Annotated in this window: 22 protein-coding genes and 1 pseudogene; 21 read left to right on the top strand and 2 right to left on the bottom strand. The window is 60.8% G+C overall.

The annotated features are described in order from the left end of the window. Positions 1 to 7 precede the first annotated feature (7 nt). From G3N58_RS08055 to G3N58_RS07990, 15 genes and pseudogenes are all read left to right on the top strand, one after another. Positions 8 to 1,210 (top strand): acyl-CoA dehydrogenase family protein, encoded by a 1,203-nt coding sequence (locus G3N58_RS08055; RefSeq protein ID WP_167037765.1) that lies wholly within the window; start codon positions 8 to 10, stop codon positions 1,208 to 1,210. Positions 1,211 to 1,239: 29 nt separating this feature from the next. Then, positions 1,240 to 2,172, top strand: a complete 933-nt coding sequence (locus G3N58_RS08050) for a 3-hydroxyacyl-CoA dehydrogenase NAD-binding domain-containing protein (protein ID WP_205998908.1) — start codon at positions 1,240 to 1,242, stop codon at positions 2,170 to 2,172. A 144-nt stretch (positions 2,173 to 2,316) separates the two neighbouring features. Continuing rightward, positions 2,317 to 2,988, top strand: a complete 672-nt coding sequence (locus G3N58_RS08045) for a c-type cytochrome (RefSeq protein ID WP_240158722.1) — start codon at positions 2,317 to 2,319, stop codon at positions 2,986 to 2,988. A 97-nt stretch (positions 2,989 to 3,085) separates the two neighbouring features. Then, positions 3,086 to 4,315 carry a c-type cytochrome gene (locus tag G3N58_RS08040; protein WP_241017034.1) on the top strand — a complete coding sequence of 410 codons (1,230 nt, stop codon included), beginning with the start codon at positions 3,086 to 3,088 and terminating at the stop codon, positions 4,313 to 4,315. 7 nt (positions 4,316 to 4,322) lie between these two features. Then, positions 4,323 to 4,505, top strand: coding sequence for a hypothetical protein (locus G3N58_RS08035; RefSeq protein ID WP_167037771.1), 183 nt, complete (start codon positions 4,323 to 4,325; stop codon positions 4,503 to 4,505). A 29-nt stretch (positions 4,506 to 4,534) separates the two neighbouring features. Next, positions 4,535 to 5,104: a cytochrome C oxidase subunit II gene (locus G3N58_RS08030; RefSeq protein ID WP_167037774.1), complete on the top strand. Its 570-nt coding sequence runs from the start codon at positions 4,535 to 4,537 to the stop codon at positions 5,102 to 5,104. After that, complete coding sequence (locus G3N58_RS08025; RefSeq protein ID WP_205998899.1) at positions 5,094 to 6,716, top strand: b(o/a)3-type cytochrome-c oxidase subunit 1; 1,623 nt, start codon at positions 5,094 to 5,096, stop codon at positions 6,714 to 6,716. The genes G3N58_RS08030 and G3N58_RS08025 overlap by 11 nt, the downstream gene beginning before the upstream one ends. Then, a complete protein-coding gene (locus tag G3N58_RS08020; protein WP_167037778.1) occupies positions 6,713 to 7,510 on the top strand; it encodes a c-type cytochrome in 798 nt (265 codons plus the stop codon). The genes G3N58_RS08025 and G3N58_RS08020 overlap by 4 nt, the downstream gene beginning before the upstream one ends. 112 nt (positions 7,511 to 7,622) lie before the next feature. Beyond that, the gene (locus G3N58_RS08015; RefSeq protein WP_205192519.1) at positions 7,623 to 8,423 is read left to right on the top strand and encodes an NAD(P)-binding protein; all 801 of its coding nucleotides are present in this window, start codon (positions 7,623 to 7,625) and stop codon (positions 8,421 to 8,423) included. A gap of 130 nt (positions 8,424 to 8,553) precedes the next feature. Further along, positions 8,554 to 10,107: a phospholipase D family protein gene (locus G3N58_RS08010; protein ID WP_167037780.1), complete on the top strand. Its 1,554-nt coding sequence runs from the start codon at positions 8,554 to 8,556 to the stop codon at positions 10,105 to 10,107. An 89-nt stretch (positions 10,108 to 10,196) separates the two neighbouring features. Continuing rightward, positions 10,197 to 10,484, top strand: a complete 288-nt coding sequence (locus tag G3N58_RS34075) for a hypothetical protein (protein WP_240158724.1) — start codon at positions 10,197 to 10,199, stop codon at positions 10,482 to 10,484. A gap of 57 nt (positions 10,485 to 10,541) precedes the next feature. Further along, the gene (gene mdtN / locus G3N58_RS08005; RefSeq protein WP_205998898.1) at positions 10,542 to 11,594 is read left to right on the top strand and encodes a multidrug transporter subunit MdtN; all 1,053 of its coding nucleotides are present in this window, start codon (positions 10,542 to 10,544) and stop codon (positions 11,592 to 11,594) included. Continuing rightward, positions 11,575 to 13,761, top strand: a complete 2,187-nt coding sequence (locus G3N58_RS08000; protein WP_167037784.1) for an FUSC family protein — start codon at positions 11,575 to 11,577, stop codon at positions 13,759 to 13,761. Before mdtN ends, G3N58_RS08000 begins: the two co-directional genes overlap by 20 nt. Beyond that, a complete protein-coding gene (locus tag G3N58_RS07995) occupies positions 13,748 to 15,304 on the top strand; it encodes a TolC family protein (RefSeq protein ID WP_205998897.1) in 1,557 nt (518 codons plus the stop codon). The genes G3N58_RS08000 and G3N58_RS07995 overlap by 14 nt, the downstream gene beginning before the upstream one ends. A 302-nt stretch (positions 15,305 to 15,606) precedes the next feature. Continuing rightward, positions 15,607 to 17,053, top strand: a pseudogene (locus tag G3N58_RS07990) (IS1182 family transposase). A 664-nt stretch (positions 17,054 to 17,717) separates the two neighbouring features. On the opposite strand, the gene G3N58_RS07985 reads toward G3N58_RS07990, so the two are convergent. Continuing rightward, positions 17,718 to 18,308: a pyridoxamine 5'-phosphate oxidase family protein gene (locus G3N58_RS07985; RefSeq protein ID WP_345891001.1), complete on the bottom strand. Its 591-nt coding sequence runs from the start codon at positions 18,306 to 18,308 to the stop codon at positions 17,718 to 17,720. Positions 18,309 to 18,425: 117 nt separating this feature from the next. Further along, positions 18,426 to 18,977: a carboxymuconolactone decarboxylase family protein gene (locus tag G3N58_RS07980; protein WP_167037790.1), complete on the bottom strand. Its 552-nt coding sequence runs from the start codon at positions 18,975 to 18,977 to the stop codon at positions 18,426 to 18,428. 119 nt (positions 18,978 to 19,096) lie between these two features. Here G3N58_RS07980 and G3N58_RS07975 point away from each other — a divergent pair, with 119 nt between their 5' ends. The 6 genes from G3N58_RS07975 to G3N58_RS07950 all read left to right on the top strand — a co-directional run bounded on the left by G3N58_RS07975 (position 19,097) and on the right by G3N58_RS07950 (position 25,135). After that, complete coding sequence (locus G3N58_RS07975) at positions 19,097 to 19,996, top strand: LysR family transcriptional regulator (RefSeq protein WP_167037792.1); 900 nt, start codon at positions 19,097 to 19,099, stop codon at positions 19,994 to 19,996. A gap of 273 nt (positions 19,997 to 20,269) precedes the next feature. After that, complete coding sequence (locus G3N58_RS07970) at positions 20,270 to 21,160, top strand: LysR family transcriptional regulator (protein WP_167281483.1); 891 nt, start codon at positions 20,270 to 20,272, stop codon at positions 21,158 to 21,160. A gap of 138 nt (positions 21,161 to 21,298) precedes the next feature. Next, positions 21,299 to 21,973 (top strand): histidine phosphatase family protein, encoded by a 675-nt coding sequence (locus G3N58_RS07965; RefSeq protein WP_205998896.1) that lies wholly within the window; start codon positions 21,299 to 21,301, stop codon positions 21,971 to 21,973. 25 nt (positions 21,974 to 21,998) lie between these two features. Further along, positions 21,999 to 23,015 (top strand): phosphotransferase, encoded by a 1,017-nt coding sequence (locus tag G3N58_RS07960; RefSeq protein WP_167037799.1) that lies wholly within the window; start codon positions 21,999 to 22,001, stop codon positions 23,013 to 23,015. Between the two features lie 44 nt (positions 23,016 to 23,059). Then, positions 23,060 to 23,824, top strand: coding sequence for an SDR family oxidoreductase (locus G3N58_RS07955; protein WP_167037802.1), 765 nt, complete (start codon positions 23,060 to 23,062; stop codon positions 23,822 to 23,824). 66 nt (positions 23,825 to 23,890) lie between these two features. After that, on the top strand, positions 23,891 to 25,135 hold the full coding sequence (locus G3N58_RS07950) for an acyl-CoA dehydrogenase family protein (RefSeq protein WP_167037805.1): 1,245 nt from the start codon (positions 23,891 to 23,893) through the stop codon (positions 25,133 to 25,135). Positions 25,136 to 25,700: the final 565 nt, after the last annotated feature.

The following is a 25,700-nucleotide window of genomic DNA, read 5'->3' as shown; positions in this document are numbered from 1 at the left end:
ACACGCCATGTCAGACAAACAGCCAGCCCACGCGCTGCCGGCACCCGACAGCGACTTTTACATGATCCATCAGATCCTGAGCGAAGCGGAACGTACGCTCCTCGGGAAGGTGCGCAGCTTCATGGAAGAGACGGTGGCGCCCGTCATCAACGAGTATTGGGCAGAAGACCGATTTCCGTTCGAGCTGATTCCCGGCATTCGCGAACTGAACATCGCGGGCGTCGGGTTCGAAGGATATGGCTGCCCGGGAGGCAGTACGTTGTTCGACGGCTTCATTGCGATGGAGCTTGCGCGGGTCGACGCTTCGATTGCGACGTTTTACGGAGTGCATAGCGGTCTCGCGATGGGATCGATCTACCTCGGCGGCTCGGAAGAGCAAAAACAGAAGTGGTTGCCGCCGATGGTGCGCCTCGAAAAGATCGGCTGCTTTGGGCTGACCGAACCGCTGGTCGGCTCAGGCGCCGGCGGCGGTCTGCTGACAACCGCAAAGCGGGAAGGCGATACGTGGGTACTCAACGGACAGAAGCGCTGGATCGGCAATTCGACCTGGTGCGATCTCTCCATCATCTGGGCCCGCGACGTCGACGACAATCAGGTCAAGGGCTTCGTCGTTGAGAACAACAGTACGCCGGGATTTTCGGTCGCGAAGATCGAGCGCAAGGTCGCGTTGCGCGTCGTGCAAAACGGTGTCATCACGCTCGAGAACTGCCGCGTGCCCGAAGAGAACCGGTTGCAGGGCGACGCGAGCTTTCGCGACACCGCCCGCGTGCTGCGCCTGACACGCCAGTATGTCGCGTGGGAATCTGTCGGTTGCAGCATGGGCGCCTACGAAAACGCGCTCAAATACGCGCAGACGCGCGAGCAGTTCGGCAAACCGATCGCCTCGTTCCAGATGGTCCAGGATCTGCTGTCGAAGATGCTCGGCAATATCACTGCCTCGCAGTGCATGGTTGTGCGTCTCGCGCAACTGCAGGACCAGGGCAAGCTGAAGGACGAGCACGCCTCGCTCGCCAAGGCATTCTGTACGGTCCGCATGCGCGAGACGGTGGGCTGGGCGCGCGAGGTACTGGGCGGCAACGGCATCGTGCTCGACTATAACGTTGCCCGCTTCATGGCCGACTCGGAAGCGCTCTATTCGTACGAAGGTACCCGTGAAATGAATTCGCTGATCGTCGGCAAGGCGATCAGTGGCTTCAGCGCGTTCGTTTGATCTTTTGGAAGCCGACTGCCATGACGAAAATAACCAAGCCAATCCAACGCGTCACCATCATCGGAACCGGTGTTATCGGCGCGAGCTGGGCCGCGCTGTTTCTCGCCAAAGGTCTGGACGTGGTCGCGACTGACATCGCCCCTGACGCACAGAAAAAGCTCGACGATTTTGTCGCGGCCGTGTGGCCCGCGCTCGAGCAACTGGGTGTGGTACCCGGCGCGTCGCCTGCGAAGCTTGGATTTACGGACAACTTCGACGAGGCCGTCGCCGGCAGCGATCTGATTCAGGAAAATGGTCCCGAACGGATCGACTTCAAGAAAGATCTCTACCGCCGTCTCGATGAGGCGCTGGCGCCGGAGACGATCATCGCGTCGAGTTCGTCAGGCCTGACGATGAGCGAGATTCAATCCGCTTGCCTGAAGCATCCCGAACGATGCGTGATCGGCCATCCGTTCAACCCGCCGCATCTGATTCCACTGGTAGAGATTGTGGGCGGCGCACAAACCTCGGAAGAGACTATTGAACGCGTCACCGAGTTTTATTGTGGCCTTGGCAAACGAACCATCCGCTTGCACAAGGAGGTTCCAGGCCACGTCGCCAATCGCTTGCAGGCAGCGCTCTTTCGTGAAGTCGTGCACCTCATCGCAGAAGGCGTCGTCAGCGTTGGCGATGCCGACGCCGCTGTTTCGTGGGGGCCAGGACTGCGTTGGGGAATCATGGGGCCGAGCCTTCTGTATCACCTCGGCGGCGGTCAAGGCGGCATCGAGCATTTCTTCGACCAGTTCACCCGGCCGCTCACGGAGTGGTGGCATGTACTCGGAACGCCGGAACTCACTCCCGAGGTGCGTGCGACCGTAATCAAGGGCGTGCACGAGGAAGTTCAGTCGCGTTCCCAGCAGGACCTCGTCGCCTATCGCGATGAAGTCCTGATGGGGTTGCTGCGCCTACGGGACAGGGAGTGATGCCTGGCGCAGGCACCCCCGTATTGCGTTCTTTCCATTAAACGGTGGTCGGCCGAGGCAGAGCCTCCGCCGGGACAACCGCGTACGAGGAAGCCGTTGATGCAGCGTTTCATATTGTTCATCGCCGTGCTGGTGGTGCTCGCCATGCGCACGGGCGTGTCCGCGTTTGCGGCCGCACCGGCAGCAGAGCCAGCACCCGACACGATGCAGGCCCGCGTGCTGGGCTGTGCAGCGTGTCACGGTGCGCACGGCGAAGGTACCGGCAACGACTATTTTCCGCGCCTCGCCGGCAAGCCCGCGGGCTATATCTATAACCAGTTGATCGCGTTTCGCGACGGCCAGCGCAAATACCCACCGATGAACTACCTGCTGGCGTATTTGCCCGATCCCTACCTCAAGCAGATCGCCGAGTATTTCGCGAGCCAGCGTCCACCGTTCCCGCAACCGGGCGCGCCAACGCTCGATGCCGCGACGCTCGCGCACGGCAAGTCGCTCGCGACTGGCGGCGAAGCGGCGCGTGGCGTGCCTGCATGCGCGAGTTGCCACGGTGCGGCACTCACGGGCATGGAGCCCGCGATCCCTGGCTTGCTGGGTCTGCACGCCGATTACCTGAGCGCACAGCTCGGTGCGTTCCGCTACGGCACGCGCCACGCGGCGAGCCCCGATTGCATGCGTGAGATCGCGACGCGTCTCTCAGACAGCGACATCACCGCGATTGCCGCGTGGCTCGCGTCGCTGCCCGCGCCCGCGAATCCGACGCCTGCCGGGGCGGGCTCGCTAAAGCTGCCGCTCGCGTGCGGCAGCATTCCCAACTAGGCGAGGCTCATCCGTGTACCACGTGCTTAGTCATCGCTACTTCAAGAGCAGGGCGTCTGTGGGATTGACCGCGCTTGCGATGCTGACGTGCGGCGTCATGTCCGGGCTCGGTGTGCCGCTTGCGCAAGCGCGAATTCCAGCGCCCGCGAACACTGACGCCGAGGTAATCGCGCGTGGCGAATACCTCGCGCGCGCTGGCGACTGCATCGCCTGCCACACGATTCCCGGCGACAAGCTTTTCGGTGGAGGGCGCCCCATGGCCACACCGTTCGGCACACTCTATTCACCCAACATTTCCTCGGATAAGGAAACGGGAATCGGCAACTGGAGCGCCGACGAGTTCTACCGGATGTTGCATGAAGGTAAGTCCAGGGCCGGCGAGTTGCTGTATCCGGCGATGCCTTACGCGTCGTACACCAAGGTCACGCGCAAGGACTCCGACGCGATCTACGCCTACCTGCAATCGACGCCGCCTGTCCACCAGCCGGATCGCCCTCACGCGTTGCGCTTCCCGTTCAACCAGCGGCAATTGCTGGTGGGCTGGCGAACACTTTTCTTCAGAGTGGGGGCATACAGGCCTGACCCATCGAAATCAGTCGAATGGAACCGCGGCGCGTATCTCGTGCAAGGCCTTGGCCACTGCACGATGTGCCACACGCAGATCAACGCGCTCGGGGGCAATACGAAGTCCAGGGAATTCCAGGGCGGATTGATTCCGATTCAGGACTGGTACGCACCCTCGCTGACCTCGAACAACGAAGCGGGTCTTGGCGAATGGAGCATCGACGATATCGTCGGTCTGCTGCATGCTGGCGTGTCGAACCGTGGCGCGGTGTATGGACCCATGTCCGAAGTCGTCTACGACAGCTTCCAGTACCTGAGCGAAGACGATGTGCGTGCGGTCGCCGTCTACCTCAAGGCGCTGCCGGAACATTCAGCGAAAGCGGGCAGCACACCATTCACGAGCGCGCAGACCGAAGAAAAGAACCGGCTCTATCCGCTCGGCAAGAAGATCTACGCCGCGCAGTGTGCGTTGTGTCATGCAGACGAGGGGCAGGGCAGGCTGCCGAACTTCCCGCCGCTCGCGAACAACCCGTCTATCCAGATGACGTCTTCCGTGAATCCGATCCGTATGGTGCTCAACGGTGGCTACGCGCCGGGCACGATGAAGAACCCCATGCCGTATGGCATGCCGCCATTCGCGCAGTCGCTCTCCGATGCGGAGATCGCGGCGGTCGTCACGTATATCCGCACCGCGTGGGGCAATCGCGGTACACCGGTTACGGAGAAAGATGTCAACACCTTGCGCTCGGTAACCCTCTTCTGAGGATGCGATGATCAATTCCCCTGTCCCCAGCAGCGGTAACGAACCGCCTGAAGTCGAGCGCGTCGACGAGATCGTGAGGCGTGGTCCGCGCGGCGCGATCGTGGTGGCCGGCATTGCAACGGCCATCGTGATCGGCATGTGGTACGCGTTCTACTTCCTCGTATTCCTGCCGTGCGGCGTCGTTCAATGAACGGCTCATTCATCTAACCAGACGGCGACATGTCGAACCCTACCGTTCCCGACTCGCACACCTCGGCCAAAGTCGCAGCAACCGTCGAGCGGCGCTGGGCGTTTCTCGCGGTGCTGCTTATCGCGAGCACCATCGCAGTCGTGATTTTCACCGGCCTGCATTGGTCGGCCATGCCGCCCTCGCGCGTCGAGACCATCGACCCCACCACGCTCAACGTGTCCGGCGAATTTATCGAGAGCAATCTGGGCAGCGCAGTGGAGCCCGACGGCTCGGTGACGCTGCGCATCGTCGCACAGCAGTACTCGTTCACGCCGCAATGCCTGCTCGTGCCGGCCGGCGTACCGATCACGTTCCGCGCGACGAGCGCGGATGTCGTACACGGCTTGCTCGTCACCCACACCAATATCAACTCGATGGTCGAACCCGGCTATATCTCTACGTTTCGCACCACCTTCGCGCAAACCGGCGATCACCTGATGCCCTGTCACGAGTATTGCGGAACAGGACACCAGGGGATGTGGGCACACGTGAAGGTCATCGACAAAAACGCGTTCATGCAAATGGCAGCCACTTCGCGGAGAATCAGTTGTGTTAAATAACCGGCGGCTCGTACTCTCGCATTTCTGGCTCGCGTTTGGCGTGTTCGGCGCCGCACTTCTGCTCGGCGCATGGCAGATGTACGTGCGCAGTCCGTTGCATCCGTGGCTGCGCGACCCCGAGATCTACTATCGCTCGGTAACCGAACACGGCACCGTGATGGGCTACGTGTTTCCGACGCTCGTCGCGATGGGCTTCGGCTACGCGGTCACCGAACTGTCGCTCAAACGCGCGCTCGTCGGGGTGCGTTGGGCGTGGATCGGATTCTGGCTGGTGGCTGCGGGCGCGGTGATGGCGTCGATTACGGTGGCGCTCGGACTTGCCTCGGTACTCTACACATTCTATCCGCCGATGATTGGTAACGTGTTCTATTACCTCGGCGTGGTGCTGGTGGTGGTGGGCTCGTGGATCTGGGTAGCGCTGATGTCGGTGAATCTCGCGGCGTGGAAACGCGGCCATCCCGGCCAGCCCGTGCCGCTGCCGATGTTCGCGACCGTAGCCGGTTCGTACCTGTGGGGCTGGACGGCAGTGGGCGCGGCCATCGAAATCATCTTCCAGATTCTGCCGGCCGCCTTCGGCTGGACGACGACGATCGACGCGGGCCTCGCGCGCGTGTTCTTCTCGTGGACGCTGCACGCCATCGTCTACTTCTGGCTGATGCCCGCGTATATCGCGTTCTACACGATCGTACCGCGCGCGATTGGCGGGCGGCTCTACAGCGATACGATGGCGCGCATCGCGTTCGTTCTGTTTCTCGTGCTGGCCATGCCGATCGGTATGCACCATCTTTTCGCCGATCCGCAGGTGAGCGCGGGCTTCAAGTTCGTGCAATCGGTCTTCACAGCGATGGTGGCAGTGCCGACGCTGCTGACGGTATTTACTATTTGCGCGTCGGTGGAGATCGCTGCGCGTTTGCGCGGTGGCAAGGGCGCCTTTGGCTGGCTGCGTGTTTTGCCGTGGGACAATCCGCAGATGCTGGCGCTCTCGCTCTCATTCGTGATGCTCGGCTTCGGCGGAGCGGGCGGGCTCATCAACATGAGCTACCAGCTCGACTCGACAATCCATAACACGCAATGGATCACCGGGCACTTCCACCTGATCTACGCAGGCGCGATCGTCATCATGTACTTCGCCATCGCCTACGATCTGTGGCCGCAGATCACGGGCCGCGCAATGACGAACTGGAAGCTCATGCGCCTGCAATTGTGGCTGTGGTTCATCGGCATGGTCATGCTGACTTTTCCGTGGCATTGGGTCGGCATTCTCGGCATGCCGCGGCGCATGGCGTACTACGACTATACGGATCCAGAGATCGCGGCGCAGGCGATCTGGGTGATGATGTCGGCGATCGGCGGCTTCATTCTCGTGCTCTCGGCGATCGTGTTCTTCGCGGTGCTGATCCAGGGACATCGCAGTCAGGCGGCGCCGCCGGAGGAATACCGCTTCAGCACTGCGGTGCACGAGCCGCGCACCGTGCCGGTGGCGCTCAACAGTTTTGCGTTATGGCTCACGCTGATGATCGCGCTCACGGTGCTCAACTACGGCTATCCAATTGCACAGTTGATGGCACGGGGCGACACCGTGCCCGTGATTCCGATTGGAGCCCAGCGATGAGCGACGAACGCCTGTTCTCATTGCGCAACCCGTGGTTCGCGGCAAGCGTTGGCGTCACCGCCGTGGTGTTCGTGTTCAGCGTGGTGGTCGGTTTCGTGTGGCTGCCATCGGTGCAGCGCGACGCGCAGTTCCAGGGGCTCTGGAATGCGATCTGCAGCGCGGCGGGCGTGCCGCAACAGTGGCTTGCCAATGATGCGCCGAATGCGTCGCAGATGCAGTTCAGCAAGGTCGAGGTGACGCCGCAATTGCTTGCGGGCGCGACGGCCTCGTCGATCGGACGGGGTGCCACGCTCGCGCTGCGCTGCACGATGTGCCATGGCGAGCGCGGCATGAGCGGAGCAAATTCGCCAAATCTGGCGGGGCAATACGCGATCGTGGTCTACAAGCAGTTGCGGGACTTCCAGAGCGGGGCGCGCACGAACGCTGTCATGTCGCCGATGACACTGAACCTCAGCGATCAGGACATGCGCGATCTGGCGGCATACTACGCGTCGCTGCCGCGTCCGGTGGCAGGCCGAGGGCTTGATCTCGCCGATGCGCCGGGAATCGTCGCGCACGGTGCGCCGCTGCGTAATATCCCGGCATGCGCGGCTTGCCATGGCGGCATCGACCACAAGGCTGGCACACCGTGGCTAGAAGGCTTGCCGGCCGCTTATACACAGGCGCAACTGCTGGCGTTTGCGTCGGGCGCACGGCATAACGATATCTCAGAACAAATGCGCAATATCGCGCGCAATATGACGCGTGACGAAATGACCGCAGCGGCCTCGTGGTACGCGGGTTCGACGCGCTGACCTTCACGCAGCAGAAGTTTCGACAATTGACTAATGGCGCAAAAAGGGGGAGCGTGATGATCTCGCATTGGGTTCGCTGTTGTCTCGATCAGTCCGGCTATCCGGGGTAACCATGTGGATCTTCCGTGTCGATGAGCCTCGTCTCGGGGGCATCCGTATCCGCGAATGGCGCCGCCGCGCTCGCAACACGATCAACCTCCTCGTCCTGCTGATGGGCGGCACGACCATCGGGTTGGTCGTCCTTGATCAGTCCAGTTCTCCTTTCCCCGACAAGTTGTTTACGGCCGTGTGGAACGGGGTCAACCTCATTACCACACTGGGCGCCTTCAGCGGGTTCAATCCACCTCAGAAGTGGTTCATGGTGCTGGCCATGTTTGCGACACTGATGATCGGAGGATTTGCGGTTTCAAAACTCACAGGCATGCTGTCGGGCGACGATGTAATGGCGTATCGGGAGAACCGGATCATGGAACGCAAGTTCGAACATCTGGCCGGTCATGTGGTGGTGGTCGGATTCCATGCGCTTGGAGAGCACGTCGCACGTCACCTGCATGAAGCGGGCGAGACCGTTCTCGTGCTCGTAGGCGACCAGGATCAGGCCCACCGGGCGGCGGATAGCGGCCACATGGTCGTGCTGGGCTCGCCCGATGCGTTCGACGACGTGCTCAAGCGTGCGCGGCTGGACAGCGCCAGGGCAATGGTCGTGACCACACCAGACGGCAATAACAATCTCGCAATCACGCTGCTGGCTCATACGCTGAGCCCTTCTCTCGCGATCGCGGTGCCTGGTGAAAACCCGCTGAGAAAAGGGCTTCTGGAAAGCGCTGGCGCATCCAATGTGATCATTGCCGATGACATCGTCGCCAAAGCGCTCGTCAGCAAGCTCACACCGGCGGTGAAGGGAGAGATATGAGAATCGCGGTTTCGACGCCTTCTGATCGGCATCCGAACTTTATACGATCCTTCCGCCGCCTGTCGCGCTGGTGGCGTATGGTGCGTCGCGGCAAGCCACATCCCGTTCGAGATTTCGACAGAGTTCGAAGATGGTGAAGCTACATGTTTTCATTGTGAGCGTTCTCTTCCTGGTGCTGACATCATGCGCCAGTCTGCCGCCGCAGAGCAGCCAATCGAAAACTCTTGCGCTGCAAAACCCGGACACCACGCGGCTCGGCGTGAGATTCTCGCGAGGCGAACAGAATCACCCCGGCGAAAGCGCGTTTCACCTGCTGCAGGACCCTGTTGACGCGATTGCTGCCCGCGTCGAGCTTGCCGAATCGGCGGACCGGACGCTCGATCTGCAGTACTACATCTGGCACGACGATCTGACCGGACGCGAACTGGCGGCGGCATTGCTTGGAGCGGCAGACCGCGGCGTACGCGTGCGCGTCCTGCTCGACGACCTCGGCACGAATGCGGATGACCAGGTCTTGCTGGCAATCAGTTCGCATCCGAACGTGAAGATAAAACTATTCAATCCGGTCGCGGATCGCCAGTTCAAATCGCTTGCTACGGCCTTTGAGTTTTCCCGGGTCAATCGGCGCATGCACAACAAGGCGATGATTGCGGACAACGAAGCCGCGATTCTTGGTGGACGCAACATCGGCGACGAATACTTTGGCGCATCGAATGTGGTGGCCTTTGGTGATCTGGATGTCCTCCTGCATGGCCAGATTATCCGCGACGTTTCCAACGCTTTCGATGAGTTCTGGAACTCCGGATCGAGCTATTCGATCGAGCAGTTGATGGGGCATGAGGCAGCGCCGTCTGCATTAAGCGATTACCGCGCGAAGATGGACGAATACATCAAGGCGGAACACGACGCGCCCTACGTCGTGGACGCGAGAGCGCGGCTTGCAAAGATACTCGAAGCGGGTGACACGAACTTTGCGTGGGGGCACGCCACACTCCTATACGACGACCCATCCAAGATCACACGTGACCCGAACGACGCGCAGGGCCACATCATGACGAAGTTCGCGGCCCTGAACCTCAAGCCCGAGCACGGGATGCTCCTCATCTCGCCTTACTTCGTGCCGGGCAAAGAAGGCGTTGCATGGATACGCGATTTAACCGAACACGGCGTGCAGGTCACGATATTGACCAACTCGCTGGCGGCGACCGATGTGGTGGCGGTGAATGCGGGATATCAGCACTATCGTGAGGATCTCCTTGCAGCGGGCGTGCATCTCTATGAGCTGAAGCCGGTTGGCTCAAGCAAGGTCAAAGCACAACGCCGCTTCTTCGGTTCTTCAAGGGCCTCGTTGCACGCGAAAACGTATGTATTCGACCGACAGACCGTTTTCATTGGTTCGATGAATCTCGATCCCCGTTCGAACCGTCTCAATACGGAGATCGGTGTGCTTTGCAACAGTCCGGCGATTGCCGGGCAGGTGGTCGACGACGTCGAGCCGAACCTGGACACCGCCGCCTGGCGAGTCGAGCAACGCACCGATGCAAACGGCAAGAGCCGGATTGTCTGGATCGATACCGCTGAGGACGGGACAGTGACGACGCTGGACTCGGAGCCGGATGTCTCATTCGCGCGGCGTGCAAGCGTCTGGTTCATGGGACTGCTACCAATCGAATCGGAGCTATGAACGTGGTGGCACGTGTTGGGTCAACCATTGTTGCACCTGAGGCAGGTTGTATCAGTGGATCATCAATCAATGTTCCCGTCGCGAAAACGATGAAACAGCGTACATGGCCCAGGTTCTCCGCTGCGTACATGCCCGTGGCATCCATGCCGCTTGGCGGTTGCGTCACCCATGGCGCACCGACATTGGCGCTCTTCGGCGCGTACTTCCCGTTCTGGCTGGTGAGCGCCGTAGCCGGCGCCGTAGGTGCCGTCGTCGCACATCGTGCGTTTGTCGCCTCAGGCTGGGTCCATGGCGTGCCATATCAACTTTCTGTATGTACGGCGATTGGGGTTGTCGTCGGGGTGTTCTTCTGGTTGTTGGGTACGGGGCAGCTATAGGATGCAACGCTCCCACGCTCACTATTGTTCGCGGCCCCATCGGCGCGGGAGGCTGACATGAAAATGGCCGGCGTCAATTCCAAGCATGTATGGAAAGGCCGCGCGATCGCTATCGTGATCGTGCTGCTTGGCGCGGCGGCGCTATGGTATGCGTACGACCGGTCGTCACGTTACCCCTCTACGGACGACGCCAGCATCGATGCAGACGTTGTCCACGTCGCGTCGCCGGTGGGTGGCCGGATCGTGCGTGTTCCTGTTGAGGAGAACCAGCGCGTCGCCAAAGGAGACGTGCTGTTCGAAATCGATCCGGTGCCGTACCGGCTCGCAGTCGCGCAGGCGCAGGCCGAGCTTGAAATGGCGCGCGCGCAACTGGCCACGCGTCACCGCACGCTGATTGGTGAGACGTCGAACGCGACGATCGCCGCTGACCAGACCCGGCGGGCCAACCACAATTACGATCTCGCTACCCGCAGCGTCGAGCGGCTGCGGCCGCTCGCAGCGCAGGGCTACGTGTCCGCGCAGCAGCTCGATCAGGCGGTGGTCGCGCAACGTGACGCAAGTGTGTCACTCACGCAAGCAAAGGTGCAGCAGCAGTCGTCTGCGCGGACGATTGGCGACGATGCCGACGCGATCGCCACCGTGCATGCGCGCGAGGCCGCGCTTGCCATCGCGCAGCGTGGGCTCGACGATACGGTGGTACGCGCGCCTTTCGATGGCTATGTCACCGGGCTTGTGATTCTTGCCGACGAGACGGTGCTGCCGAACCAGTCCATCTTCACGCTGATTCATGCCGGCGAATGGTTTGCCGTGGCGAATTTCCGCGAGACCGCGCTTGGTGCGATCACCGTAGGTGACTGCGCGACCGTGTATTCGATGATCGACCGCAAGCAGGCGATGCGCGGCAAGGTCATCGGCATCGGCGCCGGCATCACGGACACGGACCGCGTGAATCTGCCGCGCGGCCTGCCATACGTGCAGCAGTCGGTGAACTGGGTACGCGTTGCGCAACGCTTCCCGGTTCGCGTGCGGATCGATGAACCGGACGGCAGACTGGTGCGGGTGGGCGCAAGCGCGATCGTCGAGGTCCAGCATGGCCAGTTCTGCCGATGAGCTCACCACGCCTGGGCCGCGCGAGATCGCGCGGCTGCTCGCAGCGTTTCCGGGGCGCGCGTCGATTGTCACGCGTATTGCGCTGATCTGCGCGCTGACGGTGCTCGTGACGAGCGCCTATGGAATCCCGGAAGCCTCGACGGCGGTATATATCGTGCTGTTCCTGAACCGGCCCGACCGGGTGACGAGCGTGATCACGTGTATCGCGTTGATGCTGCTCGTGACGGTGATCATCGGGATCGTGATGGTCTTCGCGATCTTCTGCATCAATGATCCGGTGCTGCGTGTGGCGAGCATGGCAGTGCTGTCGATGGGGTTCCTGTTTGCGACCTCGGCGAGCAAGCTGCGTCCGGTCGGCGCGATCGTGGCCATGATCGTCGGTTTCGGACCCGACGAGCTTGGGCTTGCCCCGCTCGGCGAAGCAGCGACGCGCGGCCTCCTGTATGCGTGGCTCTTCGTCGCCGTTCCGATTGGCGTGGCGATTGTGGTGAACCTGTTGTTTGCGCCGTCGCCGCGCCGGCTTGCCTGCGCGCAGCTTGCGAGGCGTCTGAGGCTCGCCGCCGCCTGCCTGACGGGCACCGCTGGCGAGGCCGGGCAGGCTGCCTTCGAAGCATGCGTGCGCGAAGGCGATCACCAGATCATGGCGTGGGTCAAGCTCTCGAAGCTCGAAGGGACTTCGACCGAAGCCGATTGCGCGGCGTTGCGTCAGGCAGCGGCGTCGTCGACGGCGATCCTGGTCGCGGTGGATCTCGCCATGCGCGAACCCCGCGCGCGTTTGCCCGCGGCCTACGCAGCGCGGCTTGCCGAGACGATGGAGCAGATGGCGGTGATGCTCGATGCCGGGGGCTATCCGGAGAATGTGGCAGTCGGGATACCTGAGGGTGCTGCCCTGGAGGTTGGGGCGCCGATGCCATTGCCGCCGCTCGCGGCGCTCGTGCTCGCCGATCTGCGCGCGGCACTGGAAGGCTTTGCGCAGCCGGCTTCGGCCGCGGCTGCAAGAGCCGGAGCTGATGAAGGGTCGGCGGTGTCATCTTCGGCTCCGGCTCCGTCTATGTCTTCGGCACCCGCCTCGGCCTCGGCTCATCCCGAGCATGCGCCCGCACGTAGCGGCTTCTTCGATGCCGATGCGTTCAGCAATCCCGATCACATCCGCTACGCGTTAAAGACGACCGCCGCAGCGATGTTCTGCTACGTCCTGTATCAGCAACTCGACTGGCAGGGCATTCATACCAGCTTCATCACCTGCTATATGGTGTCGCTCGGCACGACCGCCGAAACGGTGGAGAAATTGCTGCTGCGGATCATCGGCTGCCTGATCGGTGCCTTGCTTGGCACGGCAGCGCTGGTCTACGTGGTTCCACAGCTGACGTCGATTGCAGGACTGATGGCGCTGGTCTTCGCGGGCTCATGGCTGGCCGCGTGGGTCGCGGTGGGTTCGCCGCGCATTGCGTATGCGGGCATGCAGATCGCGTTCGCGTTCTACCTGTGTGTGATCCAGGGGGATGCTCCCAAGTTCGACCTGACGCTCGCACGCGACCGCGCGATTGGCATTCTGATCGGCAATGTCGTGGTGTATCTGATGTTCACACGGGTCTGGCCCGTGAGTATCGCCGGCTCGATCGATGCTGCGCTCAACAGGCTCATTGCGCAGTGGGCACGGATTGCGCGCGTTGCGGATGCAGGCACGCGCCGTACGATGGTCGCAGAGGCGCTCGCGCAGTACGGCGGCTTGCGCCAGAATCTGGGCCTGATTCACTACGAGCCATCGTGGGTGCGTCCCGCGCCCGCGTGGATCGCGAGCCGCAAGCGCGCGCTCGCGGAGCTTGGTGCGCTGGAGGGATCGCTTGCTCTCGCGACGGCCCGTGCCGGCCCGCTCGCCGATGCGCGCCTGCACGAAGTGGCAGGGCGGCTCGAGACGGACGGGCTCGCGCAGGCAGACGCCACCCATCGCAGCGCAAGTATGCAAGCGGAAGAGCCAACGCCAGCACCAACAACAGCACCAGAGCTAACGCTGCATACTGATTCCACCACTGACCGCGCCGCCGACCCACGCCTCGACGCATTGCTCAGCGTCATCGACGAGCGGTTCCGCCGGATTGCCGATGTCGCCCGCACAAGCACTGGGGACTCCATCATGAAGGAGGCGGCAACCGATGCGCGCGCTTGAACCGACGCCGTGGCTCATTGCATTGGCCGTCGCCGGACTCGCGGGATGCGCGACGTCTTCGCTGGATCTCGCGCCCACGGCGCCCGACCGTCCGTGGCAACCGCAGACGAACGCGGCCGGTGACATCGTGCCAGGCCCACCGCGCACTCATGCCGAGTCCGCACACGCGGGCTACACGCTGCCGAACAGCACCGGGCTCGCGACCGTCGAACCCGCGGCGGCGCTCGACGCGAACCATGCATACACGCTGCCCGAACTGATCGATCTCGCGGAGTCCGCGAATCCTCTCACGCGGATTGCATGGAACGATGCGCGCAATGCGGCTCTGGCGACGGGCATTGCAAAGGCAGCCTATCTGCCACAACTTGTCGCGACCGCAATGGGCGGATATCAGGCCGCTAGCGCGTCGTCGAACACGCTGATTGGCAATGTGTCGTCGAACTCCGACATTCACGGCACCGTGTCCGTGCTCGCGCTGCAATGGCTGCTGTTTGATTTCGGCGGACGCCGTGCGCGTGTCGAGGCGGCCACGCAGCTGTCAGTTGCCGCAAACATTGCGTTCACGGCCGTCCATCAGCAGGTGATACACAACGTAAGCGTTGCGTACTACGGGTACGAAGCGGCCTATACCCGACAGAAAACCGCGCAACAGGCGCTCGACAATGCGGATGGCATCGTCGCAGCAGCGCATGCACAGATGACGCGCGGCGTCGGCACGATCGTCGAAGTCGCCCAGGCCACACAGAACTGCGCGCAGGCGAATCTTGCGAAGGTGCAGGCCGATGGTGCGCTGACCGACAGCTATCTGAACCTCGTGTCTGCACTCGGCATCTCGCCGTTATCGAAGCCGACGATTGCCCCATTGCCGGCGCGCGCGCTGTCGCCGGCGCTGCATCAGTCAGTCGACGAGATTGTCGCCGATGCCATCGCGCGGCGGCCGGACGTGCAGAGTGCGTATGCGCTTGAACAGGCCAATCAGGCGAAGATCCGTGTGGCCAAGGCCGCGTTCATGCCGAAGGTGTTCATGTCCGCGACCGCGGCGTACGGCACCGGCGGCACGGCGATTACCGCGATTCCGCCGGTCGGCGATCAGGCGGCAACGGTGAACCTGAGCGGCAGCCGCCGCAGCGGCAGCGTGTTCGTCGGCGTGACGATCCCGATCTACGACGGCGGGCTGCGTTCGGCCATGCCGATGCAAGCTCGCAATGACGCGGACAGCGCGTCCGCGCAGTTGACGCGGACACGGGAGGAGGCGGTCCGACAGGTGGTCTCCGCACAGAGCGCACTCTCCACGAGCCTCGCCTCGAACGATGCCGCGAAGGCGCTGGTTGCCGCCGCACAGACCACCTATGACGCAGCGTTTGCCGCGTACCACCACGGCGTCGGCTCGATTACCGATGCGCTGCTCGCGCAGAACCAGTTGATCGCCGCTCAGAATGCCTATGCGGACAGCTACAGCGCGGCGCTGTCCGCGGCTGCGTCGTTTGCGCTCGCGACAGGGGAGATCGGCACGACAGGGGCGGGCGGCGAGCCGGACTGGTAGCGCAGCTCGATCATCGCCTTCAGCACGACCACTCGTACCATTCGCAAAGGCGGCGTTGAATCCCGACTGTTTGGACCTTTGCTTTGAACAGCTAAGGTATACAAAATAACTGCCTCGACCTGAAAGGCGACATCGGTGCAACTTTGGGCTGGATGTCCGCCTCGGCTCGAGCTGCGCCTTCCGCGCGTGCCATTCATCACTGGGCGGCGTCTGAGCTTGGTCGTCGGGCACGAGTCGGCCGAGGGCGTGTGAAAACGCATTTGTCGCCTAAACTGAGTCAACGCGTTGAGATCGGGTGACTCGTGAAGCGATTCGCTGAGGGCGATGACCGCAAACAGGTCGCACTACTTCCCGAATGCGTCGATGACTTCATCGGACAGGACAACCCAGTAAGGGTGGTAGATGCCTTCGTTGACGAACTGAACCTTGGGGAACTCGGCTTCAACGGTACCACGCCGGCGCTCACAGGCCGCCCGTCCTATCATCCGGGCATGATGCTCAAGATCTATATCTACGGGTATTTGAACCGGGTTCCGTCTAGCAGGCGTCTTGAGCGTGAATGCCAACGCAATGTCGAGTTCATGTGGCTGACAGGACGTCTGGCGCCAGACTTCAAGACGATCGCCGACTTTCGCCGCGACAACGGATCGGCTATTCGCAACGTGTGCCGTCGTTTCGTCGAACTATGTCGCGGACTGAAGCTGCTATCCAGCGACATGGTGGCAATCGACGGCAGCAAGTTCAAGGCTGTGAACAGCCGTGACAGGAACTACACGGCAGGCAAGATCGACAAGCGTCAGCAGCAGATCGAGGAAAGCGTTCAGCGATATCTCGACATGATTGAAACCGCAGACCGGACCAGCCCGACAGGCTTCGATGTGAAGACTGTTCTCCTGTACGAGAAGATCGCGCTCTTGCGTCAGCGGATGCGTGAACTCGGGCAGATCAGGGAGCAACTGAAGAAAGAACCGGACAAACAGTTGTCGCTTACTGACCCGGATTCCCGTTCCATGACCAGCGGTGGCAAGAGAACCGGCACCGTCGGCTACAACGTCCAGACGGCCGTGGATACGAAGCATCATCTGATTGTCGAGCACGAGGTGACGAATATTGGAGGTGACCACGGCCAACTCAGCAGGATAGCTCTGTCGGCGAGGAACGCGATGGGCAAGCTAAGACTGAAGGTGCTGGCTGACCGTGGCTACTTCAGTGGTCCGGACATCCGCGCGTGTGAACTGGCCGGCATCGCCACGTATGTCCCGAAACCGCTCACCTCAGCGTCGAGGAAGAAAGGGCTCTTTACCAAACGCGACTTCATCTACGTTGCCAGGAACGATGAGTATCGATGCCGCCGCCGGCGAGCGCGCAGTTCTTCGATTCAAGACCGTGGAGAACGGTATGAATCTGAACGTGTACTGGCCGAGCGCATGTCCGCGTTGCCATCTCAAGGATCGATGTTCGCCCAGCGACTATCGCCGCATCTGACGATGGGAGCACGAACATGTACTCGAAGCCATGCAGCGTCGACTCGACCGCAAGCCTGATGCAATGACCATCCGAAGAAGCACCGTTGAGCATGTATTCGGTACCCTCAAGCACTGGATGGGCGCGACGCACTTCCTGACCCGGACGCTCGGATGGGTGAGCACCGAAATAAGTCTCCAGGTATTGGCGTACAACCTGAAGCGCGTCATGAAAATACTAGGAGTTGCCGGGACAATAAAGGCGATGAGAAGGGCTGAAAGCTAAGGCCCTGAGGGGCTTTTTGCGCTTGATACGTTACGCTAGCGCGCCCCCGATCTGCCAAACTCGATTGATCGGGCTGGCAAACTCGCTTGCAGCCATCAAAAAGCAGTTTCCACACGCCCTCGGCCATTTTGAGACATTCGACTTCCACGCCTAAATTGAACTGGACGGTTCCGTGGAGCCCTCTGGCTATGGAGACAGAACCTCTTGGACTGCAGATCGGCTATTAGATAGGGACGTGACCGGGCGGCATCCTCGCTGTGGCCGCCAAGCCACCGTCATGGGCAGGCGGCTTGGCAAGGGTGACGTCCTTGTGGACTTTTCGGATGGCTCGTACGTCAACGTGCATCTCACTTGGGGGCTATCAGACGCAGGTCCATTCGCGGACAAGTACCCGGCATGGTTTACATATGGGTCGCTTGAGGAATTCGCGGCGGCAATGCTGAAGGATGCCCAAGAATCCGGTAACGGATATATTCATTTCCTGTTTCCTTGACTATAAGCAGACCGATTCCTTTCACAGAATGGAAGAAAAACCTGCCGAACAATACGGATGACACGCCTGGAACGGCCCTCGTACGATGTTGGAAAATTTATAGCCGCTGCAAGCTTCTTCATTGGAAAACGAAATCACCTGCTGCACTGCCACTGACGGCACTCATTTCCGTCACGCACTGACTCTCTCACGCAAGTGGTCGATCTCCGCTTCCAGTTCGCGAATACGCTTATCCCGTTCATCAAATGCCGCCTGAACGTCCGCTGCCTCGAAGCGTTGCGGGATGTGCTGGGGACAATTGGCATCCCACAATGAAACCTCGAAAACGATGGCTCGCTCGGCACGGGCTCGATAATCCCGAGGCGTCAGACTGGCGACCCTTTTTGCATCCTCGTCGATGTATGCCTCACCCCAGATCTTGATCCGCTGGCGGCGCGCATAGTCAATCAGGAACAGGAAAGCTTTCCGGTTGTCGGCCAGATTCCCGGTCGTGACGTACTGCTTGTTTCCGGAAAAATCAGCGAACGCGATCGTCTTCGTGTCGACGACATGCAGGAATCCAGGCGGGCCGCCACGATGCTGGATATAGGGTTGCCCATCGCCGTTTGCGGTTGAGAAGAATACGCTCGTCTGCTTTCGGATAAAGTCCGCACACTCAGACGTGATGGTGGTCTCCCACGCACCTTCCTGCTCGCGATGCGCATAGGCTTCTCGCGAACCGTAGCGCTTTTGAAACAGCTTGACGGAAGACGTGAACGCCACGTCACTGGGATATTTCCGCGAACTGCCCATTTTGCCCACCGTCCAGTTCAGTTTGCGCCGTAAAACGGATACCGCCGACGCTTATAGCCCCGGCGGTATCGACCTCAGCCCTGCGCGTTATGCCGTCCTGGCATGTACGACGGGAAAGTCGATTTCGGTTCCGGCAACTGTGTTGATGTAGTTCGTCCAGATATTGAGCGCCACGTTCAATACGATCTCGATCACGGCAGCATCGCTGTAGCCCGCAACCTTGACTGCCTGCAGGTCAGCATCCGACACGCGGCCGTGCTCGGCCGTCACCTTCTTCGCGAACAGCACAGCGGCGGCGGCCTTCGAGTCGTTCGAACCACCGTTGCGGTTCGCGGTGATTTCGGCGTCGTCGAGCTTCGCGACGTTCTTCCCGAGGTACGTGTGTGCCGACAGGCAGTAATCGCAACCATTGATCTCCGCCACTGCCAACGCAATACGCTCACGCGTCTGCCCCGACAGCTCGCCTTTGCCGAGCGCACCCATCAGGCTCAGATAGCCTTCGAGTGCCGCCGGGCTGTTGCCAACCATGCGGAACAGATTCGGCACAACGCCCAGTTGCTTGCTGACGGCTTCGAGCAGACCGTGAGACGCGGCCGGAGCGTCGGCGATAGTAGCGGGGGTAGGAATATGGGACGACATCGTGACCTCTCCTTTGAGAAAGACGTTGCAGTGAACGACTGGAGATGATCTTACGGACTCCCTGATTTCAGGAGAATCCGCTAATATCGAGAATCTTTCTTCCATATGTCGAGAGGATAATGGACCGGCTCGAAGCAATGTCCATCCTGATCGAAGTCGTTGAGGCCGGGAGTCTGTCGGCCGCGGCTCGCCGGCTGGATATCCCGCTGCCGACGGTCAGCCGCAAGGTGGGCGAGCTGGAGGTCTATCTGAAAACCCGTCTGCTGAACCGGACAACGCGGCAGCTCTCTCTAACCGAGGCCGGTGCCGCGTATGTCGCATCCTGTCGCCGTATCCTTGAGGAAGTCGGAGAGGCCGAACGTACGGCGACGGGGGAATACGCCGTGCCACGAGGATATCTTGTGATTACTGCTCCCGTGGTTTTCGGGCGACTATATGTGGCACCTGTACTGGCGGACTTTCTGGTCCACTATCCCGAGATCGACGCCCGCCTGTTCCTGACGGATCGCAGCACAAACATGCTGGAAGAGCATATTGACGTTGCTGTGCGTATTGGCCCACTTCCAGACAGCACGCTCGTGGCTGTGAACGTCGGGCAATTGCGCCTGGTCGTATGCGCGAGCCCGGCTTACCTGGCGAGTCATGGGGTTCCTGCCAAACCGGACGAACTGGCGAATCATGCATGCATCGCATTCGAAGGGCTGGCATCGACTCGTGCATGGAATTTTTTTGCGGGGAAAACCGAACGTACAGTGCAAATCCGCGCGCGCCTTGTGACCAATACTGCAGAATCCGCCGTCGACACAGCAGTACTCGGCGTTGGCCTGACGCGCGTTTTGTCCTATCAGACAGAGGCGGCCGTGCGTGAAGGGAAATTACGGCTCGTACTGGAAAAGTTCGAACCACCACCACTTCCGATCAGCCTCGTACATACTGGGCAATTGCCGGTGCCGCTCAAGCTAAGGGCATTTTTAGATTTCGCACGGCCTCGACTTCAGTCTCGTCTGACTGCTCTTTAACAACTGGCTTGCAAAGCATAACTAAGTGACTCCAGGTAGCCACACGACGCAAGGGCGCACGTTTTTTGTAATATTACAATTCCATTGCGCCGACACCTAACCCCGCCATCCACCGGGCTCGCACGAGTTGCATCGGCCGGTGGCATGGGATGAGGAGGGTCACTGCCTGAGGCCCATTCGTTTATCCTGGTGCCATCGATAGACTCGGCTACCATACTGTGCAAACGAACGCGGGACGGCGCCACTTCAAGCGTGCCTCAGGGAATTCAAATAATGCGCCAGTCAAAGATCGATCTGAATCTTTTCATTGTTTTCGAAGCCATCTATCGAACGCGAAATCTCACGCGTGCGGCGGAATTGCTGTTCATCACCCAGCCCGCGGTCAGCAACGCTTTGTCGCGCATGCGCAAGACGTTCGACGATCAGCTCTTTGTGAGCACGCCGGCCGGGATGCTGCCCACACCTGTTTCCGAGAACATTATTGGCCGGGTCCGCGAGGCGCTTCAACTGCTGGACTCGAGCACCCATGCCGCTGAACGTTTCGATCCGGCGTCGTCGCAGCGGACCTTCCGGCTCAGCATGAACGACCTGACAGAGGCCATCCTGCTCCCCGCGCTGGAGGAGGTTCTGCAACGCGAGGCGCCCGGCATCCGGATCGAGAGCTACTTCACTACGCGCCGGGAAGTCCCCGAAGCGCTAGCCAACGGCGCGATCAATCTGGCGATCGATGTTCCCCTGATCGACGATCCGCATCTGGAGCAGGAACCGCTGGGCTGCGAGCGGTATGCGTGCCTGCTCCGCCGCGACCATCCATTCACGAAAAAGAAGCTGACTATCGACGACTACCTCAGACTGGGCCATGTTCATGTGTCCAGTCGCAGGCAGGGACCCGGACTTGTCGACGCGGAACTCAACAAACTGGGGCTTAGGCGGACCATCCAGACCCGGGTTCAGCATTATCTGGTGGCACCGTTGATCGCCATGCGAACCGATCTCGTCCTGACCGCGCCGCTCACGCTTCTTCGGCGGTATGACGCACGAATCTTGGCGCTGCCGTTCGATCTCCCCGAACTCGAGTCTCATGGCTACTGGCACCGAAGCGTCACGGGAGACCCGGCGCATTGCTGGCTGCGCGAACAGATTGGCCGTCTGATGGGGAAATGAGTGAGGAGTCTGCCGACCCGGCGACATTGCGCAGCCGCATCGAGTATCACGGCGTGTTATGGCTCGGCATAAAAACAATAAACTTCTGGAATGTCGCAAGGCCGGGTATTGTTCTAACCATGTTCAGACGAGGTTGGCATGGCGGAGCTCTACCTGGTACGGCATGGTCAGGCGTCGTTCGGCGCAGAAAACTATGACCAGCTATCACCTTCCGGTCGGACCCAGTCACGTTGGCTAGGAGAATACTTCGCGCAGTCGAACGTGCAGTTTGATCGCGTGGTGATTGGAACGATGCGGCGGCACGCGCAAACAGCGGACGAAATTCTCACTGAGATGAATGGCCCGCAAGCCAAGGTTGTGCAGGATGCGGATCTGAACGAGTACGACTTTCGCGCCTTGCTGTCCGTCCTTGGCGAAAGTGGCTTCGCGCCGGAGCTATCGGCAGCCAGTTCGACGAAGCACTTTTACAAGGCGCTCAAGCAGGTGCTGCAATTGTGGTCCGAGGAACGACTGCCCGGGCGACTCCCCGAAACCTGGCATCAGTTCCAGGCGCGCGTCGAGCGTGCGCGTCTGGCCATTCAGCGTATGGGCGGCAAACGGATTCCGGTGGTGAGTTCGGGTGGCCCGATTGCCGTGTTCGCCCAGCAGATTCTGCAGGCACCGGCGGCCACTGCGATCACGCTTAACCTGCAGATTCGCAATAGCAGCGTTAGCCAGTACGTCTTCAACGATAGCGCAATGTCGCTAGTCAGTTTCAACTCGCTGCCTCATCTCGAACATGGCGAGCGGCGTGAACTCATCACTTATGGTTGATCCGAATCTGGAATCTAGTGCCATCATGAATGCCCGTTTTCAATTCGACGTTGAAACACTCGCGCGTTATCTGGCATCCCACGTGCCCGGATTTTACGGGCCCATGTCCATCGAGAAGTTCGCTGGCGGGCAATCGAACCCCACGTTTCTCCTCACGGCGCAAAGGGGCCGTTACGTCCTTCGACGTCAGCCGCCAGGAGCGCTGCTCAAGTCCGCACATGCTGTCGACCGCGAATTCCGTGTGCTGACCGCCCTCAGCCACACGCCGGTTCCGGTCGCGCGGGCCTTGCACCTTTGCGAGGACCGGGACGTCATTGGCAGCATGTTCTATGTCATGAGCTTCGAAGAGGGCGAGATTTTCTGGGATCCGTCGCTGCCCGAGCTACCTGCGGGCAAACGCAGCGCTATCTACGACGCGCTGCTCGGAACAATGGCTGCTCTTCACGACGTGGATGTCGAAGCTGTTGGCCTTGCCGATTATGGCCGCGCAGGCAACTACTTCTCGCGCCAGATCGACGTCTGGACGAGGCAATATCGCGCGGCGCAGACCGATGCTCTGGAATCTGTCGAGGCACTGATCAAATGGCTGCCAGCGAACTGTCCGGCGGAAACCGGCAAGCCATCGCTCGTGCACGGCGATTTCCGTATCGACAACGTCATGTTCCAACGCGGAACCCCGCAGGTTCGTGCCGTGCTCGACTGGGAGCTTTCCACACTCGGCAATCCGCTCGCCGACCTCGCGTACTTCTGCATGTGCCTTCGACTCCCTCGCAACGGTCATATCACCGGGCTGGAAGGATTGGACCGGGTCGCATTGGAGGTGCCAGACGAGTCCGCGATCATCGAGCAGTACTGCCGCCTGCGGGAAATCGCGTCGATCGAGAACTGGAATTTCTATCTGGCGTTCAGCTTCTTCCGGCTTGCCGCCATCACGCAGGGCGTGAAGAAACGGGCTCTCGGCGGCAATGCATCGAATGACAAGGCGCGGCAGGTTGGCGAAATGGCCGGTGTGCTGGCAAGGATGGGTGCCGAGCTGATCTGACGGCGCCCGCAACTAATATAGACGTAAACATATGGAGGGTAATCGTGACTACTGATTTGTTTAACCTTGAACCGAAGGTTGCGCTGGTCACCGGTGCCAGCCGAGGTATCGGCGAGGAAATTGCCAAACTGCTCGCGGAGCAGGGCGCACATGTGATCGTATCGAGCCGCAAGCTCGAAGACTGCGAGTCCGTGGCGCGCGAAATCAGAGAGGCGGGCGGTAGCGCCGAAGCCTATCCGTGCCATGTCGGGCGCATGGACGACATTCTCGGAATCTGCCAGCATATCCGCGCGCGCCATGGCCGTCTGGACATTCTCGTCAACAACGCCGCGGCGAATCCGTATTTCGGCCATATTCTCGATACTGACCTGGCGTCGTTCGACAAGACGGTGGAGGTCAACTTGCGCGGCTACTTTTTCATGTCGGTCGAGGCGGGCAAGCTGATGCGTGAGCACGGCGGCGGCGCGATCGTCAACACGGCATCCGTCAATGCGCTTCAGCCGGGAGACAAGCAGGGCATTTACTCGATCACCAAAGCCGCGGTGGTCAACATGACGCGTGCATTCGCCAAGGAATGTGGACCGTTGGGCATCCGTGTCAATGCAATCCTGCCGGGTTTGACGAAAACGCGCTTTGCCGGGGCGTTGTTTGAAGATCAGGCCATCTACGACAACTGGATGGCGAAGATCCCGGCCCGACGCCATGCGGAGCCTCGCGAGATGGCCGGCACCGTGCTTTATCTGGTGTCCGATGCTGCGAGCTACACCAACGGAGAGTGCATCGTCGTTGACGGTGGGCTGACGATCTGATCACGCGTCGACGCGTGGCATGCGCCAACATGTCGGCGACATTCACCTGGATTCAGGAAGGACGAAATGTATTTCTCATATAGCCCGAAAGTCGAAGCGCTGCGTGAGCAGGTGCGTGCGTTCATGGACACGCATATCGTGCCACGCATCCATCAGTGGCATGAAGAGGTGAACGCAGGGCAATATCCGGTTTCCTTCATGGAAACGTTGAAGGCACAGGCGCGTGCGGAGGGTCTCTGGAATCTGTTCCTGCCGCATCTGAAGAATGACGAGCCGGGCACCCGCCTGACCAATCTCGAGTACGCACCGCTGGCCGAGATCATGGGGCGCGTGTCGTGGGCGTCCGAGGTGTTCAACTGCAATGCGCCGGACACGGGCAACATGGAACTGCTCCATATGTTCGCGACGCCCGTTCAGCGCGAGCAGTGGCTCAAGCCGCTGCTCGATGGCGAGATCCGCTCGGCGTTCGCGATGACGGAGCCAGCGGTGGCTTCGTCGGACGCGACCAATATCACCACGTCGATTCGCCGCGACGGCGACGACTACGTGATCGACGGCCGGAAATGGTTCATCACGAACGCGGCGCATCCGAATTGCCAGTTGTTTATCGTGATGGGAAAAACTGACCTGGACGCACCGAGCCACGCCCAGCAAAGCATGATTCTCGTGCCGCGCGATACGCCGGGGGTCAAGGTGATCCGCAATATCACGGTGGTCAACCACACGGCGCCGGAAGGTCACTGCGAGATCGAGTTCAAAGGCGTGCGCCTACCTCGCACGAATCTGTTCGGCGAAGAGGGCAGCGGTTTCGCGCTCGCTCAGGCGCGGCTTGGGCCGGGCCGCATTCACCATTGCATGCGGTCAATCGGTGCCGCCGAACTGGCCCTCGAACTGATGATCGAACGAGCCCAGGCGCGCACGGCATTCGGCAAGAAGCTGCACGAGCTTGGATCGGTCGCGGAAGGGATCGCGAAATCGCGCATCGAAATTGATCAGGCGCGCCTGTTCGTGCTGAAAACCGCGTGGATGATCGACAACGTGGGTGCCAAGGCGGCGCGCAAGGAAATCTCGATGATCAAGGCGCTGGTACCGGGCGTGCACGCCGCCGTTTGCGAGCGGGCGATTCAGGTATTCGGTGCGATGGGGCTGAGTCCGGATACGCCGCTGGCGGACAGCTGGACCTGGGCCCGTGCATTGCGGTTAGCTGATGGTCCGGATGAGGTGCATCTGCAGAGCATTGCACGCATGGAAATCAAGGCCCAACGTTATGAATCTGGCCGCGACAATCCCTACCTGACGACGGTGAAGTAGAACGTTCTCACGAGTCAGTGCTGACTGCATCACACACGGATCAACGCGAAGACTTGTCATCGCTAGCCGATTCAATCAGCACGGACCGCGATTCTTCCGAAGGTTTCGTGACGAGCCCGCTTTAAAAGAAATCTATCAAGCTGGACACGGAGTAGCCGGGAGACCAGAGCCGCCCCGGCTCGCCTCAAATGAGGAATTGCCATACCTGTCGATTGCGCGACCAGGGGCAGTAAGTGTGAGATGCCCGCAAGGAAGACCACGCTGCAAAGAGGTCGCGCACGGCGCCATCGAAGACCATGGAATCGATCTGCCCCGGAACCGACTGCCAATGTCATCGATGACGCACTCAGTATGACGGACGAGACGTTTTTCTGGCCGCCGGCGATGACAACTTCCATACCGTCACACATTATCTGTCTGGCGCCGATTCGATAACGGACTCTTCGATACGATCGGTTTCGGTTTCAGCTCGCTAGAAAACATACCGAATTGCGTGGTCAGGGAAGATGGGGGAGCGTGTTGCGTTGAATGCTCCACGGTAAGCTTTGCCGATCGGCCGGCGAGC

This window comes from Paraburkholderia sp. Ac-20342, from assembly GCF_017104985.1.
Taxonomy (GTDB): Bacteria; Pseudomonadota; Gammaproteobacteria; order Burkholderiales; family Burkholderiaceae; genus Paraburkholderia.
This window is presented reverse-complemented; position numbering and strand designations above follow the sequence as displayed.